The sequence below is a fragment of the Bacillus hominis genome (genome assembly GCF_018332515.1).
Lineage (GTDB): Bacteria > Bacillota > Bacilli > Bacillales > Bacillaceae_G > Bacillus_A > Bacillus_A hominis.
On record NZ_BOQD01000026.1, the window covers coordinates 1 to 15372 of the forward strand.

The 15372-nt window shown below is 37.6% G+C and carries 13 protein-coding genes and 1 other annotated feature; of the genes, 2 read left to right on the forward strand and 11 right to left on the reverse strand.

The features are described 5' to 3' along the window. Nucleotides 1-54: 54 nt before the first annotated feature. From KI356_RS03410 to hemA, 11 genes are all read right to left on the reverse strand, one after another. The gene (locus KI356_RS03410) at nucleotides 55-1014 is read right to left on the reverse strand and encodes a stage II sporulation protein B (RefSeq protein ID WP_212934801.1); all 960 of its coding nucleotides are present in this window, start codon (nucleotides 1012-1014) and stop codon (nucleotides 55-57) included. 164 nt (nucleotides 1015-1178) lie between these two features. Continuing rightward, the gene (locus KI356_RS03415) at nucleotides 1179-2480 is read right to left on the reverse strand and encodes a bifunctional folylpolyglutamate synthase/dihydrofolate synthase (RefSeq protein ID WP_212934802.1); all 1302 of its coding nucleotides are present in this window, start codon (nucleotides 2478-2480) and stop codon (nucleotides 1179-1181) included. 90 nt (nucleotides 2481-2570) lie between these two features. Next, nucleotides 2571-5216, reverse strand: coding sequence for a valine--tRNA ligase (locus tag KI356_RS03420; RefSeq protein ID WP_212934803.1), 2646 nt, complete (start codon nucleotides 5214-5216; stop codon nucleotides 2571-2573). A gap of 38 nt (nucleotides 5217-5254) precedes the next feature. After that, nucleotides 5255-5486, reverse strand: a binding site (T-box leader). 185 nt (nucleotides 5487-5671) lie between these two features. Next, entirely contained in the window at nucleotides 5672-6697 is a 1026-nt protein-coding gene (gene ysxE / locus KI356_RS03425; protein ID WP_128280827.1) for a spore coat protein YsxE, read from the reverse strand. A gap of 72 nt (nucleotides 6698-6769) precedes the next feature. Continuing rightward, the gene (gene spoVID, locus KI356_RS03430) at nucleotides 6770-7777 is read right to left on the reverse strand and encodes a stage VI sporulation protein D (RefSeq protein WP_205685962.1); all 1008 of its coding nucleotides are present in this window, start codon (nucleotides 7775-7777) and stop codon (nucleotides 6770-6772) included. 79 nt (nucleotides 7778-7856) lie between these two features. Next, entirely contained in the window at nucleotides 7857-9146 is a 1290-nt protein-coding gene (gene hemL, locus KI356_RS03435; RefSeq protein ID WP_128280825.1) for a glutamate-1-semialdehyde 2,1-aminomutase, read from the reverse strand. Next, complete coding sequence (gene hemB / locus KI356_RS03440; protein ID WP_128280824.1) at nucleotides 9146-10135, reverse strand: porphobilinogen synthase; 990 nt, start codon at nucleotides 10133-10135, stop codon at nucleotides 9146-9148. Before hemB ends, hemL begins: the two co-directional genes overlap by 1 nt. Nucleotides 10136-10164: 29 nt before the next feature. Next, nucleotides 10165-10923 (reverse strand): uroporphyrinogen-III synthase, encoded by a 759-nt coding sequence (gene hemD, locus KI356_RS03445; protein ID WP_212934804.1) that lies wholly within the window; start codon nucleotides 10921-10923, stop codon nucleotides 10165-10167. A gap of 2 nt (nucleotides 10924-10925) precedes the next feature. Beyond that, nucleotides 10926-11855 (reverse strand): hydroxymethylbilane synthase, encoded by a 930-nt coding sequence (hemC, locus tag KI356_RS03450; protein WP_002122802.1) that lies wholly within the window; start codon nucleotides 11853-11855, stop codon nucleotides 10926-10928. Nucleotides 11856-11870: 15 nt separating this feature from the next. Then, complete coding sequence (locus KI356_RS03455) at nucleotides 11871-12704, reverse strand: cytochrome c biogenesis protein (RefSeq protein WP_128280822.1); 834 nt, start codon at nucleotides 12702-12704, stop codon at nucleotides 11871-11873. Between the two features lie 17 nt (nucleotides 12705-12721). Beyond that, a complete protein-coding gene (gene hemA, locus KI356_RS03460; RefSeq protein WP_128280821.1) occupies nucleotides 12722-14056 on the reverse strand; it encodes a glutamyl-tRNA reductase in 1335 nt (444 codons plus the stop codon). Nucleotides 14057-14471: 415 nt separating this feature from the next. Between hemA and KI356_RS03465 the strand changes: the two genes are divergently transcribed. Next, complete coding sequence (locus KI356_RS03465) at nucleotides 14472-14924, forward strand: MarR family winged helix-turn-helix transcriptional regulator (RefSeq protein WP_128280820.1); 453 nt, start codon at nucleotides 14472-14474, stop codon at nucleotides 14922-14924. 2 nt (nucleotides 14925-14926) lie between these two features. Next, a complete protein-coding gene (locus tag KI356_RS03470) occupies nucleotides 14927-15343 on the forward strand; it encodes an organic hydroperoxide resistance protein (protein WP_212934805.1) in 417 nt (138 codons plus the stop codon). The last annotated feature ends 29 nt before the right edge of the window (nucleotides 15344-15372 follow it).

Genomic DNA, 15372 nt, shown 5'->3' on the forward strand with positions numbered 1-15372 from the left:
CAAAAGAAAAGAAAGAAGTATATGTACTTCTTTCCCCTTCATCTTATTATCTTATTATTTTACTTTTTGTGAAACCATTTTTTCGTACGAAAGTAATCCATCAACAATAACTTGATTTAATTTAGCTACAGATTCCTTATCACTCTTTCCCTCCTTAATCGTTTGCACCGCTACTGACGTATACGTATAAAGCTTCTTCGCATCTTCACGCTTCATACTCTTTCCTTCCTTTTCAATAGCTTTCCACTCTTTTTCAATCGCCTCTACATCTTTTGGATTACTTTTCCCACTAGTTTGTACGCTGGACACATACTTTGCTAAATGAGTATATAATGGCTGTACTTTCACTAAAAACATTCCTACTTCTTTATCATTTTTGAGCAATGCTTTATCCGTAATATCCCAATTTTTTTTCAAAACTGAAACACCATCTTGCTTATATTGATCTATTAATTGATTAACAGCCTGTTCATCGCTCGTAATACCAACAACTAATGCATACTTATCACCGCTCGGTTTCAAAGCTGCAATTCCTCCATTACCTTTCCACTCTTCAAGAGCGGCCTGTCCCTTTTCTTCAGAAGAATAAATCCCTCCTTGAACAAAAAAGAATTTCATCGGATCTAATGACGTTCCTACCTGCGCTTTTTTGTTTTCCTCTTTTGGTGCTGGTGTTTGTTCTGCCGTTCCACCCACCTTTGATTCTTCATTCGGAGTCTGCTTCGAAGCTGTTACTTCGCTTCCCCCTGTCGTCCCTTGTCCAGTGACATGAAGCATTCCCATTCCCAACGCCGTACCAATAATAATCGCAGTTGCAACGATTGCAATTATTGTATTACTCCACTTCTTTCGGTATTTTTCCAGAGACACTGATTTCGCTTTTTGAAACGGAACGACGTTTTTCGGTCTCTCACTTTCTACTACCATCCAGTCAAATTCATCTTTCTTCTTTTCCTCATACTTCGCCTCTGTTCCATTCACTTTCACTGAGATCGTTCGTGATTGCTTGTCCATACACTCACACCTCACCTCTTATCGTTGTCCGGATCATATCATATTCATTTCACAAAAAAACGAGATATTTGTCAGAGGAATTCGCCAAATTATCCTATATAATTATCTTATATGTATGCATTTGACTTCATTTGTAGAACAAAAAACTAGATAGCAAAGACTATCTAGTTTTTTTCGCGAATATATTTTCGAACTTCAGAAATGAAATAAAGAGAACCCGTTATGATAAAGACATCATTTTCTCCTATCATTTCAACCTTTGTATCAATTGCCTCTTTCCAATTTTCAAAAACTAATTTTGATTCTTTCTGTGAATACGATGCAAGTTTGTCAGCAGAAATAGCACGATCGAAGGCGAATGTTGTAAAAATAATTTCATCAGCAATAGTTTCTAATTGACCTACCATGTTATGCAATTGTTTATCACCAAGGGCAGTAAATAAAACTATTACATTTTTATCTTTATAATGTGCCTCCACCGTTTTCACAAGACTTTCAATACCTTCTGGATTATGAGCACCATCTATAATAATATCTGGATTACTTTGCAACTTTTCAAATCGTCCAATCCAATATGCTTCATGTAACCCAGTTCTTATTTCTTCTTCCTCAATTAAAAATGATACATATGTTTTCAGATACATCACTGCCATAAGTGCTAATGCTGCATTTCCCACTTGGTGAATACCTTTCATTGTGATTTGCATATCTTCAAATGCGGCGAAAGGACAAGTAAAATCAAACTGTTCTCCATCTTCGTTAGACTGTTTATGTAACGCTGTAAAATGCTTGCCGATCTCGTATAAGTTTGCATTATTTTCCTTCGCAACCTTTTGAATGACTTGCAACGCTCCCTCATCTTGCACACCAGTAACTACCGGAACACCTGACTTAATAATCCCTGCCTTTTCGTATGCGATTTCTCCTAGTGTATCCCCTAAAATATGCATATGATCGTGACCAATATTCGTAATAATTGTAAGAACAGGATGAATAACATTCGTAGAGTCAAAACGTCCTCCAAGTCCTGTTTCAAATAAAACAACATCACAGAAATTGACTTTACCGAAATAACAAATTGCCATAACAGTAATAATTTCAAACTCAGTCGCTTCCCCTAGATCAGTTTCATCTAATTTTTCAACGATTGGCTTTACCATCTTTACAAGTTCAGTAATCTCTTCATCTGCAATTGGCGTTCCGTTTACACTAATACGCTCATTAAATGTTTCGATATAAGGAGAAGTAAACGTTCCTACTTTATATTTCGCGCCTTCTAGCATGTAGCGCATATATGTTAAAGTTGAACCTTTTCCATTTGTGCCGGCAAGATGAACACATTTTATATGACGCTCTGGATTTCCGAGTTCTTCTAACATCCATTGCATTCTTTCTAGCCCTGGTTTTATCCCAAATTTCAATCGGCTATGAATCCATCCTATCGCTTCTTCGTATGTATGTATCACGTATGCTTTTCCCCTTTCAAAAAACCTTCATCATTCTATTATACGCAAAGAAAAGAGACTCACCAATATAGTGAGTCTCTAAAAAATATTTTATTTCTCAAGATCTGCTAGACGTTGGCGAACTGCTTCGCGTTTTTCTAGATAATCTTGCTCTTTCGCACGCTCTCCGTCAATAACTTCTGCAGGAGCTTTCGCTACGAATCCTTGGTTTGAAAGTTTCTTCTGTACACGTTCTACTTCTTTATCGAACTTCTCAAGTTCTTTTTCAAGACGCGCTTTCTCTTCATCAAGATTGATAAGATCAGCTAATGGTAAGAATAACTCTGCACCTGATACGATTGCAGTCATCGCTTTTTCTGGCGCTTGTAAATCAATCTTAATTGTTAGCTCACTTGGGTTACAGAAACGCTCAATGTAAGAACTGTTTTTCGTAAGCTGAGCTAGTACTGTCTCGTCTTTTGCTTTAATTTGCATTTGAACTTTTTTGCTCATTGGTGTATTTACTTCCGCACGGATGTTACGAACAGAACGAATGATATCAACTAGAAGGTGCATTTCTGCTGCCGCTTCTTTATCTTGTAAATCTTCACGAACTGTTGGCCATGCCGCTACTGTAATAGACTCGCCTTCATGAGGTAAATGCTGCCAAATTTTCTCTGTTACAAATGGCATGAATGGGTGTAATAGACGCATTGTTTGGTCTAATACGTAAGCTAAAATAGAACGAGTTGTTTTCTTAGCTGCTTCATCTTCACCGTATAGTGGCAGTTTCGCCATCTCAATGTACCAGTCACAGAAATCATCCCAAATGAAGTTGTATAATGAACGACCAGCTTCACCGAACTCATATTTATCCATGTTACGTGTTACACTTTCGATTGTTTCGTTTAAGCGAGTTAAAATCCACTTATCTGCAACTGATTTTTCACCAGTTAAATCGATTTCTTCATACTTCATGTCATCCATGTTCATTAATACGAAACGTGATGCGTTCCAAATTTTATTAATGAAGTTCCAAGTAGATTCTACTTTTTCCATGCTGAAACGTAAATCTTGGCCTGGTGCACTTCCTGTTGATAAGAAGTAACGCATTGCATCTGCACCGTACTTCTCGATAACATCCATCGGATCAATACCGTTACCAAGAGATTTACTCATTTTACGTCCTTGCTCATCACGAACTAAACCGTGAATTAATACATCTTTAAATGGACGCTCTCCTGTAAACTCTAAACCTTGGAAAATCATACGAGATACCCAGAAGAAGATAATGTCATAACCAGTTACTAAAGCATCTGTTGAATAGAACTTTTTAAAGTCTGCTGCCTCTTCATTCGGCCAGCCAAGTGTTGAGAACGGCCATAGTGCTGAACTAAACCACGTATCAAGTACGTCGTTATCTTGATTCCAGTTTTCAATATCCGCTGGCGCTTCCGTGCCTACGTATACTTCACCAGTTTCTTTATGGTACCAAGCCGGAATACGGTGTCCCCACCATAATTGACGAGAAATACACCAGTCATGAATGTTTTCCATCCAACGTAAGTATGTGTTTTCAAAACGATCTGGTACGAACGTTACTTTTTCTTCTTCTTTTTGTTGAAGTTCTACCGCTTTTTCTGCAAGTGGAGCCATTTTTACGAACCATTGTGTTGATAAGTAAGGCTCAACAACTGCACCGCTACGCTCGCTATGACCTACTGAGTGCATATGAGGCTCGATTTCTACTAATACGCCAGCTTCTTGTAAGTCTTTCACTAACTCTTTACGACATTCGAAACGATCCATACCGTTATACTTACCAGCTTTTTCGTTCATCGTTCCATCTTCGTTCATTACTAAAATACGTGGTAAGTCATGACGGTTACCTACTTCAAAGTCATTCGGGTCATGAGCTGGTGTAATTTTTACAACGCCTGTTCCGAAGTCTTTTTCTACGTATTCATCAGCAATAATCGGAATCTCTCGACCTACGATTGGAAGTGTAACTGTTTTTCCGATTAAATGTTTGTAGCGATCATCTTCTGGATGAACTGCTACCGCTGTATCACCAAGCATTGTTTCTGGACGCGTAGTTGCAAGGCGAATGTGACCAGAACCGTCTGTTAACGGATAGTTCATATGGTAAAATGCACCTTGAACTTCTTTATGAATTACTTCAATATCAGAAAGAGCTGTGCGTGTTGCTGGATCCCAGTTGATGATATACTCACCACGGTAAATTAAGCCTTTTTCATATAATTGAACGAATACTTTATTAACAGCGTTAGATAAACCTTCGTCTAATGTGAAGCGTTCACGAGAATAGTCTAGTCCTAAACCAACTTTCCCCCATTGTTGACGAATGTGAGAAGCGTATTCTTCTTTCCATTCCCAAGCTTTTTCAAGGAATTTCTCACGGCCAAGATCGTAACGTGAAATACCTTCTTCACGAAGTTTTCCTTCTACTTTCGCTTGCGTTGCGATACCAGCATGGTCCATTCCTGGAAGCCATAATACATCGTAACCTTGCATACGCTTTGTACGAGTTAAAATATCTTGAAGCGTCGTATCCCAAGCATGACCTAAGTGTAACTTACCAGTTACGTTCGGAGGTGGAATTACAATTGTATACGGTTGTTTCTTCTCGTCTCCTGTTGCTTCGAAATATTTGCCTTCAAGCCACCATTGGTAAAGGCCTTCTTCAACGGACATATGATCATATTTAGTTGGTAAATTCTTTTCCGTGTTTGACATTATTTTCCCTCCTTAAAATAAAAAATGCCCCTCATCCAAAAAAGGACGAGGGACATCGCGGTACCACCTTTATTTACAAACAAATTCAGAATTTGCTTATACTCTTAATTTGATAACGGACAAATCCGTCTTTTCCTAATGAGAACTATTCCGTTCAGAAAAGATGCTCCAGGGCTACCTTCTAACATAACTATCTAGAGAATCTCCCAGCTAATGATTCTCCTCTCTGAAGACGTTTCATGTCATACTCTTCCCCTTCAATGCATTTATATGATTGTTAATTATTATATACAATAGTGTAAAAAACGAAACCTTATTCGTCAAGATAAATTTGAAACTACGGCTTTTATCTCTTTATGGAACTAATAAAAAAAGATAAGCAGGGTTCTCCCTACTTATCTTCTTTATCCCGCTATTTGCCGGGCAGTAAGACCCCCACTGATTAAAGTTTCACTTTATCCGTTCCCTTGCTGGGCAGCTTGTAATTGCGTAAGGAAATATTCTGTATTGCTAACGAGCCAATGCGATTGTTGCAGGCTTTTCACCCCGCGGAGCTCATTTTCCTCATTACGACTCTTTCTTCTTTTCGTATACGACTGAATTTGCCGAATAAAATGCGACGGGTACGTCATATACGCAAACATAAGAAGCTGCTCCTCTTTCGTAAACGGGAAATTTTTTTGATACATTTGATACCATTCAAAGCGATCACTCCGTGCAATTGGATATGTGTTTAAAGACCTTGAATAAAAGCTGACGATATCCTGTACCGGTGTAGCAAACTGAGACTTTTCTAAACTAATAAAATAACCGTTTCGTTCATAATCAAATAAAAAGTGATTAAGCGATACATTCCCATGAACGAAAGTAGTACGTGTTGTTTCCTTTTCTTTCATTGCATCATGCCATTCACTTAATTGCTTCGTTGCGAACTCACGCGCTCTCATAACATGGTGATAATACGTACAATATTGTAATTCAAACGGAGACATATACCACTTCGCTTCAGATTCTACAAGAAACTCTTCTAACATCTCACCATCATTTTCCCAACGGTCGGATATATTCGTATAATGTTTTTCTAAATCTTCTTCTGTATACGTCTCCTCTTTCACCGTTTTTTGATGCAACGTCCCGAGCGTTTGAAACATCTTATGGTATTGATCATTATCTTCGCCATTTCCTTCCGCACGTTCTAACCAAGGCATTAAATAATAACTATACGTCCCATCACTTAAAACATAATTCCCGTCCGTCGCATGATAGATGGGTACATAATTCGAAAAACCTTTCTCCTTCAAATATTGAATATGGTGCAAAAAATTATTCCGCTCTAATTTTCTATCTTGTATTTTCTTTAACGCATACGGACCTTGATTCGTATAAATTTTCATTACACTTCCGTGCTCTTCCATATGCTGAGTGTCCAATCTATATTGCTTCACAATGGGTTCATAGCGATTTCGTAATTCAATATCCATACGAATAACCCTTTCTTATTCAAAACATAGCTTCTAGGAAAAGAAAAGCGGTGAGTGAAAAAACTCACTCACTTATTTCGCCTTTGCTTTTGAAACAGGAATATATATAATTTGCCCTGTAGTTAAATATATATCTTCTGATTGATTTACACGATATAAGTTTTGTACAGTCGTTTCATAACGTTCTGCAACAGCTTCAATTGTATCTCCTTCTTGTACGAAGTACATTCTTAACTTCGTAAATTCTTCTTCTGGTTCTTTCGTAAATAATTTCGTTAAATAAAGTGCATTTTCATCTCGCTGTGAATATGCCTCTTCCTCTGGCTCTTCCTGCTTTTTCGCTTTTTCTTTCTTGAAATTTTTTCGCCCGAACAATTCAAATTGTGGCGTCGTTTCTTTCTCCTCTTCACGCCCCGCAAATTCATGTTCTTCTAATTCCTCTTCTTCTATTTCTTGCTCTTTTCTTTCTTCTAGCTGAAACGGTTCAAATGCATAATCTTCCCATCCATCTGATTCTTTATAGGCTGGTACTTCTTCATGCGGCGCAGGTCTATTCTCATCCTCTTCAGCTGAAACATCCTCTAACTCGGCATATGCCGTTTCTTCCTCTTCATCCTCGGTTCTTTCCTCGTCACATAAACCTGTAATAGATAGATCCGCTAACAATTGTAAGCAACCATTTTCCTTTAATTCATAATCAAACTCCTCGATTGATACATATAATTCTTCAATTACTTTCACTCGATTTCTTGGAATTGATATTTCGAGCGGAAAGGAATGGACAAGTTCATTAACCCCGTCTTCCCTTGTTTCTACATAATCAATTGCCTTTGCTGGTGATAGCTCTCTTAATGAATAAGCTGAATCATCTTGCCTTGCAACGTACTCTCCCGTTAAATCTAATTGCCCTCTCACGATAACTTCATGATCGAGCTCCTCTATCTCAACGTCTGGATCTAACGAAATTGACAAAAGTTCTTCGACTTCCTGTCCCTTTTGGAACCAAACAGATTCTTTTAACGAAAATCGTAACGAATGATCTGTTGCCACTTCTTTTCCCCCTCCCAAACTATATGTCATTACAGATTTATGTTCCCTAAGGCTACTTTATGAATAAAAAAAATCGCTCCCCTAATGGAAAGCGATTTTCTCTAAGAAATTATGCTTTTAATTTTGACATTGCAATTTCAGCCGCCGCAATTGTCGCCTCAATATCTGTATCACTATGTGCTGTTGATAAGAATAAGCCTTCAAATTGAGAAGGTGGTAAAAATACACCTTGTTCTACCATTTCACGATAGTAAGCTGCAAAGAATTCTAAGTTTGAAGATTTTGCTGCATCATAATTAATAACCTGCTCATCTGTAAAGAAAATACCAATCATAGAACCTGCACGATTAATGTGATGCGGGATATTATGCTTTTCAGCTGCCTTACGTAGTCCAGCCTCTAACATTTCTGCTTTACGCTCAAATTCCACATATGATTCTGGCGTTAACTGCACTAACGTTTCATAACCTGCTGTCATTGCAAGTGGATTACCCGATAATGTTCCAGCTTGGTAAATCGGTCCGCTTGGTGCAACTTGACGCATAATCTCTGCCTTACCACCGTATGCTCCTACCGGCAAGCCACCACCGATTACTTTACCTAAACAAGTTAAGTCAGGAGTTACGCCGTAGTAACCTTGTCCACAATTATAAGCAACACGGAATCCTGTCATTACTTCATCAAAAATAAGTAGTGCACCGTTTTGCTCTGTCACTTCACGAAGTCCTTCTAAAAACCCTGGTTGTGGAGGAACAACACCCATATTCCCTGCCACTGGTTCTACAATTATACAAGCGATGTCATCACCGAATTGTTCGAAAGCATATTTTACACTTTCTAAATCGTTATACGCTACTGTAATCGTATTTTGTGCTACACCTTCTGGTACACCAGGGCTATCTGGTAAACCTAGCGTCGCCACACCAGAACCTGCTTTAATTAATAACGAATCGCCATGACCATGGTAACAACCAATGAATTTCAAAATTTTGTTACGTCCTGTATAACCTCGTGCTAAACGAAGTGCACTCATTGTCGCTTCTGTTCCAGAGTTAACCATACGTACAATCTCAATTGATGGTACGCGCTCAATAACAAGCTGCGCTAATTTATTTTCAATTTCTGTTGGTGCACCGAAGCTTGTTCCTTTTTCAGCAACAGCTTTTAAAGCCTCAACAACACGGTCGTTCGCATGACCATGAATTAAAGGTCCCCACGATAATACGTAATCGATGTATTCATTTCCATCGATATCATATACTTTAGAGCCTTTTCCACGCTCCATAAACAATGGATTCATACCGACAGATTTAAAGGCACGAACAGGGCTGTTTACGCCGCCCGGCATTAAATTTTGCGCCTCTTCAAACGCCGCAATCGACTTATCAAACTTTTTCATTATTTAGCGCCTCCTTCTCGTAACCATCTTGCTGCATCTTTTGCATGATACGTAATAATCAAGTCAGCTCCTGCGCGTTTCATGCTAATTAATTTTTCAAGTACAACTTCTTTTTCATTAATCCAACCATTTTGCGCTGCCGCTTTAATCATCGAATATTCACCACTTACGTTATAAGCAACGACTGGTAAATTAAAGTTATTTTTCACATCACGAACGATATCTAAGTAAGAAAGAGCTGGCTTTACAATTAAGAAATCTGCCCCTTCCATTACATCTGATTCTGCTTCACGGAATGCTTCCATACGGTTTGCTGGGTCCATTTGATATGTTTTACGGTCTCCAAATTGTGGTGCACCGTGCGCAGCATCACGGAATGGTCCATAAAATGCTGATGAATATTTCACAGCGTACGACATAACTGGTACGTGCGCGAAACCATTTTCATCTAATGCATGGCGAATTGCTGTTACGAATCCATCCATCATGTTAGATGGTGCAATAATGTCTGCCCCTGCTTTCGCTTGACTTACAGCTGTTTTTGCAAGAACTGCAAGAGACTCATCATTTAAAATAACGCCATCTTCAATAACACCGCAATGACCATGGCTTGTGAATTGACATAAACATGTATCTGCAACTACTACTAGCTCTGAGAACTCATCTTTAATTTGCTTAATTGCACGCTGTACAATTCCATGCTCACAATATGCCGATGATCCAACTTCGTCCTTTTCAGCAGGTAAACCAAATACAATAACAGAACGAATACCTAAATCAACGATCTCTTGCATTTCAGCTTGCAATAAATCTAAAGACATTTGATATACGCCTGGCATAGAAGGAACTTCATTACGAGTATTTTCTCCTTCTAATACAAAAATAGGGTAAATAAAATCTTCTGTATGTAAAAATGTTTCACGCACAAGTGCTCGCATGCCCCCACTTTGTCTTAGACGACGATGACGATTAAATTGTAAAGAATTCATAGATTTCTATCCCCATTCTTTTATTTTGATTATGCATGTAAAGTAGATTCACAAATGCATTGTATTAACGATTCTATTGTATATTCTTCCGGTACGATAATATTTGAGAAATAACGCCTTGCCTCTTTTGCTGTTACCGGTCCTATACAAGCAATTGTACATTTTTTTGCCCATTCTCTCCAGTTTGTACCCTCGAGTAAATAAACAAAACTATCAACAGTTGAAGGGCTCGTAAATGTAATAATATTTACTTTCCCTAATTTCAATGCTGTTATAAGCTCTTGCTTTTTCTCTACATTCGCTTTCGTACCATATACGATTAGCTCATCTAAAAAAACACCAAACTCTCTTAGCTTTACTGGGATTACATCTCTTGCTAAATTCCCTTTCGGAAACAAAATACGCTCGTTTCCACTTAACTCTTTTAGAAACTCTTCAGCAAATACTTCTGCAACAAATGAGGTCGGAACGAAATGAACTTTATAGCCTCTTTTTTCTAACTCTAATTTTGTTTTCACGCCTACCGCAGCGATTTTAATAGTTAAAGGTATTTTCTTTCTCAAACCATCTAGAAAAAAGGCTACACCATTTTTACTCGTAAAAATAACCCAGTCATACAAATGCAGTTGTCCTGCTTTATATTGAATTTGTTCCGGAGATGTGCCCTCCATACGCAAAAGCGGAATTTCCAATGGAATTCCGCTCCTTTCTTTCACTGCTACACTCATTTGTTTCGCTTGATGCTGGGCACGTGTAATCAATACTGTTTTGCCAGCGAGAGCATCCATATTTATTGTTGCTCCTTATTTGCAGCAAGAATGAGCTCTTTTGCTCCTTGTTTAATTAAACGGTCCGCAGCCTCTAATCCAACTTGCTCCGGATCAGTACCTAATACTGTCTCTTTCAATAAAACAGAACCGTCCATAGAACCGACAAGAGCTGTTAATTCGATTGCATCATTTTCTTTAAGAGTTGCATATCCAGCGATTGGAACTTGGCATCCACCTTCAAGTTTATGAAGAAATACTCGTTCAGCAGCCACTGTTCTTTCTGTTACTGCATCATTAATATGTGCTAACAATTCCAGTAAATCCTTATCATCCTCACGACATTCAATCGCTAATGCACCTTGTCCTACGGCTGGTACACATAACGTTTCATCTAAATGTTCTGTAATAACTTCCCCGTCCCAGCCCATTCTCTGTAATCCAGCTGTCGCTAAAATAATCGCATCGTAATCTTCATCTTTTAACTTACGTAAGCGTGTATCGATATTCCCACGAATCCATTTCACTTGTAAATCTGGTCTCGCAGCTAGTAGTTGTGCACTACGTCTCAAACTACTCGTTCCTAAAATCGCACCTTCTGCTAAATCTTTAAACGATTCTCCGTTTTTAGAAATAAACGCATCACGAGGATCCACACGCTTTGGTGTACAACCAATCGTTAATCCATCCGGAAGTACAGCTGGCATATCTTTCATACTATGTACAGCCATATCAATTTCTTTCGTAAGTAACGCGTGTTCAATTTCCTTTACAAATAAACCTTTTCCACCTACTTTTGAAAGAGTAACATCTAAAATAACATCACCTTTTGTGACGATTTCTTTCACTTCAAATTCATATGGTAAGCCGAGCGCTTTTAACTGATCGATAAACCAATTCGTTTGTGTTAATGCTAGTTTACTCTTTCGTGAACCTACAATAATTTTGCGCATAATTCTCTCTCCTCATTATAAATACCAAAAGTGGAAATTGGATAAACTGCTTAATAGAAAAATGTTAATTAGTATTACGAGAAATGCCCCGATATTCCACAGCACAATTTTCTTCCCTTGCAACACATCTGCCGCTCGTAAATACAAGCCCGTACAATATACAAATAGAACGACAAAAGACCCGATTACTTTCGTATCATACCAATGGAAATTATCCAATTTTGTATATCCCCATATGCAACCTAATATAATTGCTAATAAGAAAAACGGAACAGAAAATAAATTTAATCCGTAAGACATAGATTCAAGCTTCGGCAAATTACCTAATCTTCTTAATCTCGCATTCCACTTTTTCTTTTTTAGTAGCCGATATTGCAATAAATACATAATAGAAAAAATAAACGATACAGTAAACGTCGCATAAGAAATAATCGCCATACCGACATGCACGTATACAAGCTCTGAAACTAATTGCTCCGCAAGTACTGGCGACATCTTTCCGAGCGGTGTAAAAATAGAAAAAGCGCTTACGCCAAATGCTACAACATTTGTAAAAAAGACTAAAAAGTCAATGCGCATAAATCGGTTAATGACTAATGACATCGTAATCAATAACCAAACATAAAAATAAATCCCTGATAATAAAGTTAAAATAGGATTCGTTTCTGAATCCGTAGCCCTAAGCAACATAAAAATAGACTGCAGAACCCATACAATCGAAAGTAACCAAAAAGCAAATCGGTTCGCCTTTCGGTTACTTTGGAAATAATCTATAAAATATAAACTAATGCTACAAGCATATAAAATAATTGCAATATGATAAATAATACTGTTATTAAAAAAACTCATCCGATCATCCTTCCAAATTATAAAGATGGAACGGATGGTGTCCACGCTCTTTTATGTTTTACTTCTTCCGCACGACTCTCTACTTCTTCCATTTCCAAATCAAAAATCTTCGCAAATAAAGCTAGTTTTTCCGTCGCCCCCTCTTCAGCAGCTATTTCCTTCGCTACTAAAATTGGGTCTTTTAACAATTGATTAATAATACTTTTCGTATGTTTACTAATTACTTTTTTCTCACGATCACTAAGGTTTGGTATTTTTCGCTCAAGGCTTTCCATCGTATCACTTTGAATTGCTAGCGCTTTATCACGAAGAGCCGATATTAACGGTACAACACCAAGCGTACTTAACCAAGTTTTAAATAAAACCATTTCCTCTTCAATCATAAATTGAATTTTCTCTGCTTCTTTTAAACGTTCAGCACGGTTTGCTTCCACTACACCTTGCAAATCGTCGATATCATATAAGAAAGAGCCTTCTAATTCATCAATCGCAGGATCAATATCACGCGGTACTGCAATATCAACCATAAATAACGGACGACCAGAGCGCATTCTCTCCACTTTCGTCATCATCTCTTTCGTAATGACATATTCTGATGCACCCGTTGAACTAATTAAAATATCCGCTTCTAATAATGCACATTGCAATTCACTTAAAGGCTTTGCATGTCCCATATATTTCTCAGCCATCACTTCCGCTTTTGTAAGCGTCCTATTCATAACTGTTACTTTACGAGCTCCACTTCCGTATAAGTTTTGCAGTGCAAGTTCACCCATCTTACCGGCACCAAGAATAAGTACATGACAATCTGTTAAATCGCCAAATATTTTCTTTCCAAGCTCAACAGCAGCATAACTAACAGACATCGCACTTTCACCAATCGTTGTTTCTGAGTGCGCACGTTTTGCTAACGTAACCACTTGCTTAAACAACTCATTAAAAATTGTACCTGTCGCTTTTACTTGTTGTGCTTCTAAAAAGCTATCTTTTATTTGACCTAAAATTTGCGTCTCTCCAACAACCATAGAATCTAAACCGCACGTTACGCGGAATAAATGATCTATTGCGCCATCTTGTTCAAAAATAGACAAGTATGGTGCGACTTCTTCTATTTCAAGCTGAAACCAATCAGCTAAAAACTTCTTAATGTAATACCGTCCCGTGTGTAATTGATCGACAACAGCGTAAATTTCAGTGCGATTACAAGTTGATACAATGACATTTTCTAGCACGCTCTTTTGATTTTGTAATGTGGTCATTGCTTGCTCTAGCTCTGCTGCCTGAAATGTGAGTTTCTCACGAAATTCTACAGGGGCTGTTCGATAATTTACACTAACAACAAGAATATGCACGCAGCATGTCCCCCTTCACCCGTTTTATCACTTTATCTACTATCATAATACAACTTTCCTCTTATGAATCTGACAATCGTGTGAACAACTGATTATTTTTTATTTATTCTCCATATGTAATAAAGGAGCTTCAGTAAGATTAATAAAGAACTTTCTACTTTATAATGATTATAAAATAACAACTCTATTTGTACGTTACCAAAAAAAGTCCTCATAATCAAGTGATGGAAACTATTCCATATTAATTATAACATCATCTTCTCTATCTTCTTTCATCATGAAGGAAAATATGTATGATTGTTCCAAAACATAGCACCTACTTTCTCAATGCAATGTATTTGACATTGTATTTATTTTTCGTTATATTGATTTTACAAAATTAAATTGCGCACAACTAAAAAGAAAGGAGTTATTCATGAGAGAAGATTCTTTGCATCTAGATAACCAACTTTGTTTTTCTATTTATGCTTGTTCTAGAGAGGTTACCCGTTTTTACCGACCTTATTTAGAGGAAATGGGCATTACGTATCCCCAGTACATTACTTTACTCGTACTATGGGAACAAGACGGACTAACAGTAAAAGAAATTGGAGAGCGTCTATTTTTAGACTCTGGTACGTTAACACCTATGTTAAAACGCATGGAATCCTTAAACCTTATACAACGTATTCGTTCAAAAGAAGACGAGCGAAAAGTTTGTATTAAATTAACGGAACAAGGTAAAGATTTAAAAGAAAAAGCTTGTTCATTACCAAAAACAATGGCTACCAACTTAGGAATTACAGAGCAAGAATATCGTTCTTTACTAATCCAATTAAATAAACTAATTGAAACAATGAAAACAATTAATGATAGAAAAGGGGAGTAAACATGGATAAATTATATACCGCTTCAGTAACAGCAACAGGTGGAAGAAACGGTAAGGTAGTTTCAGATGATGGCATATTAAATCTTGATGTAAAAATGCCAAAAGCACTAGGCGGCGCAGGTGGAGAGGCAACAAATCCAGAACAATTATTTGCAGCTGGTTATGCAGCTTGCTTTGATAGCGCATTGCAACTTGTAATTCGTACAAAACGTGTGAAAGTGGAAAGTACAGAAGTGACTGCACACGTTTCTATCGGTAAAGATACAGATGGTGGTTTCGGACTATCTGCTGTACTTGACGTACATGTTGCTGGTGTTTCTCATGCCGAAGTACAAGAACTTGTAGAAGCCGCTCACGGTGTATGTCCTTACTCTAAAGCAACAAGAGGAAATATTGAAGTTACATTAAACGCACGCTAAAAGTTTAGTAAATAAAAAAACGCGCGACA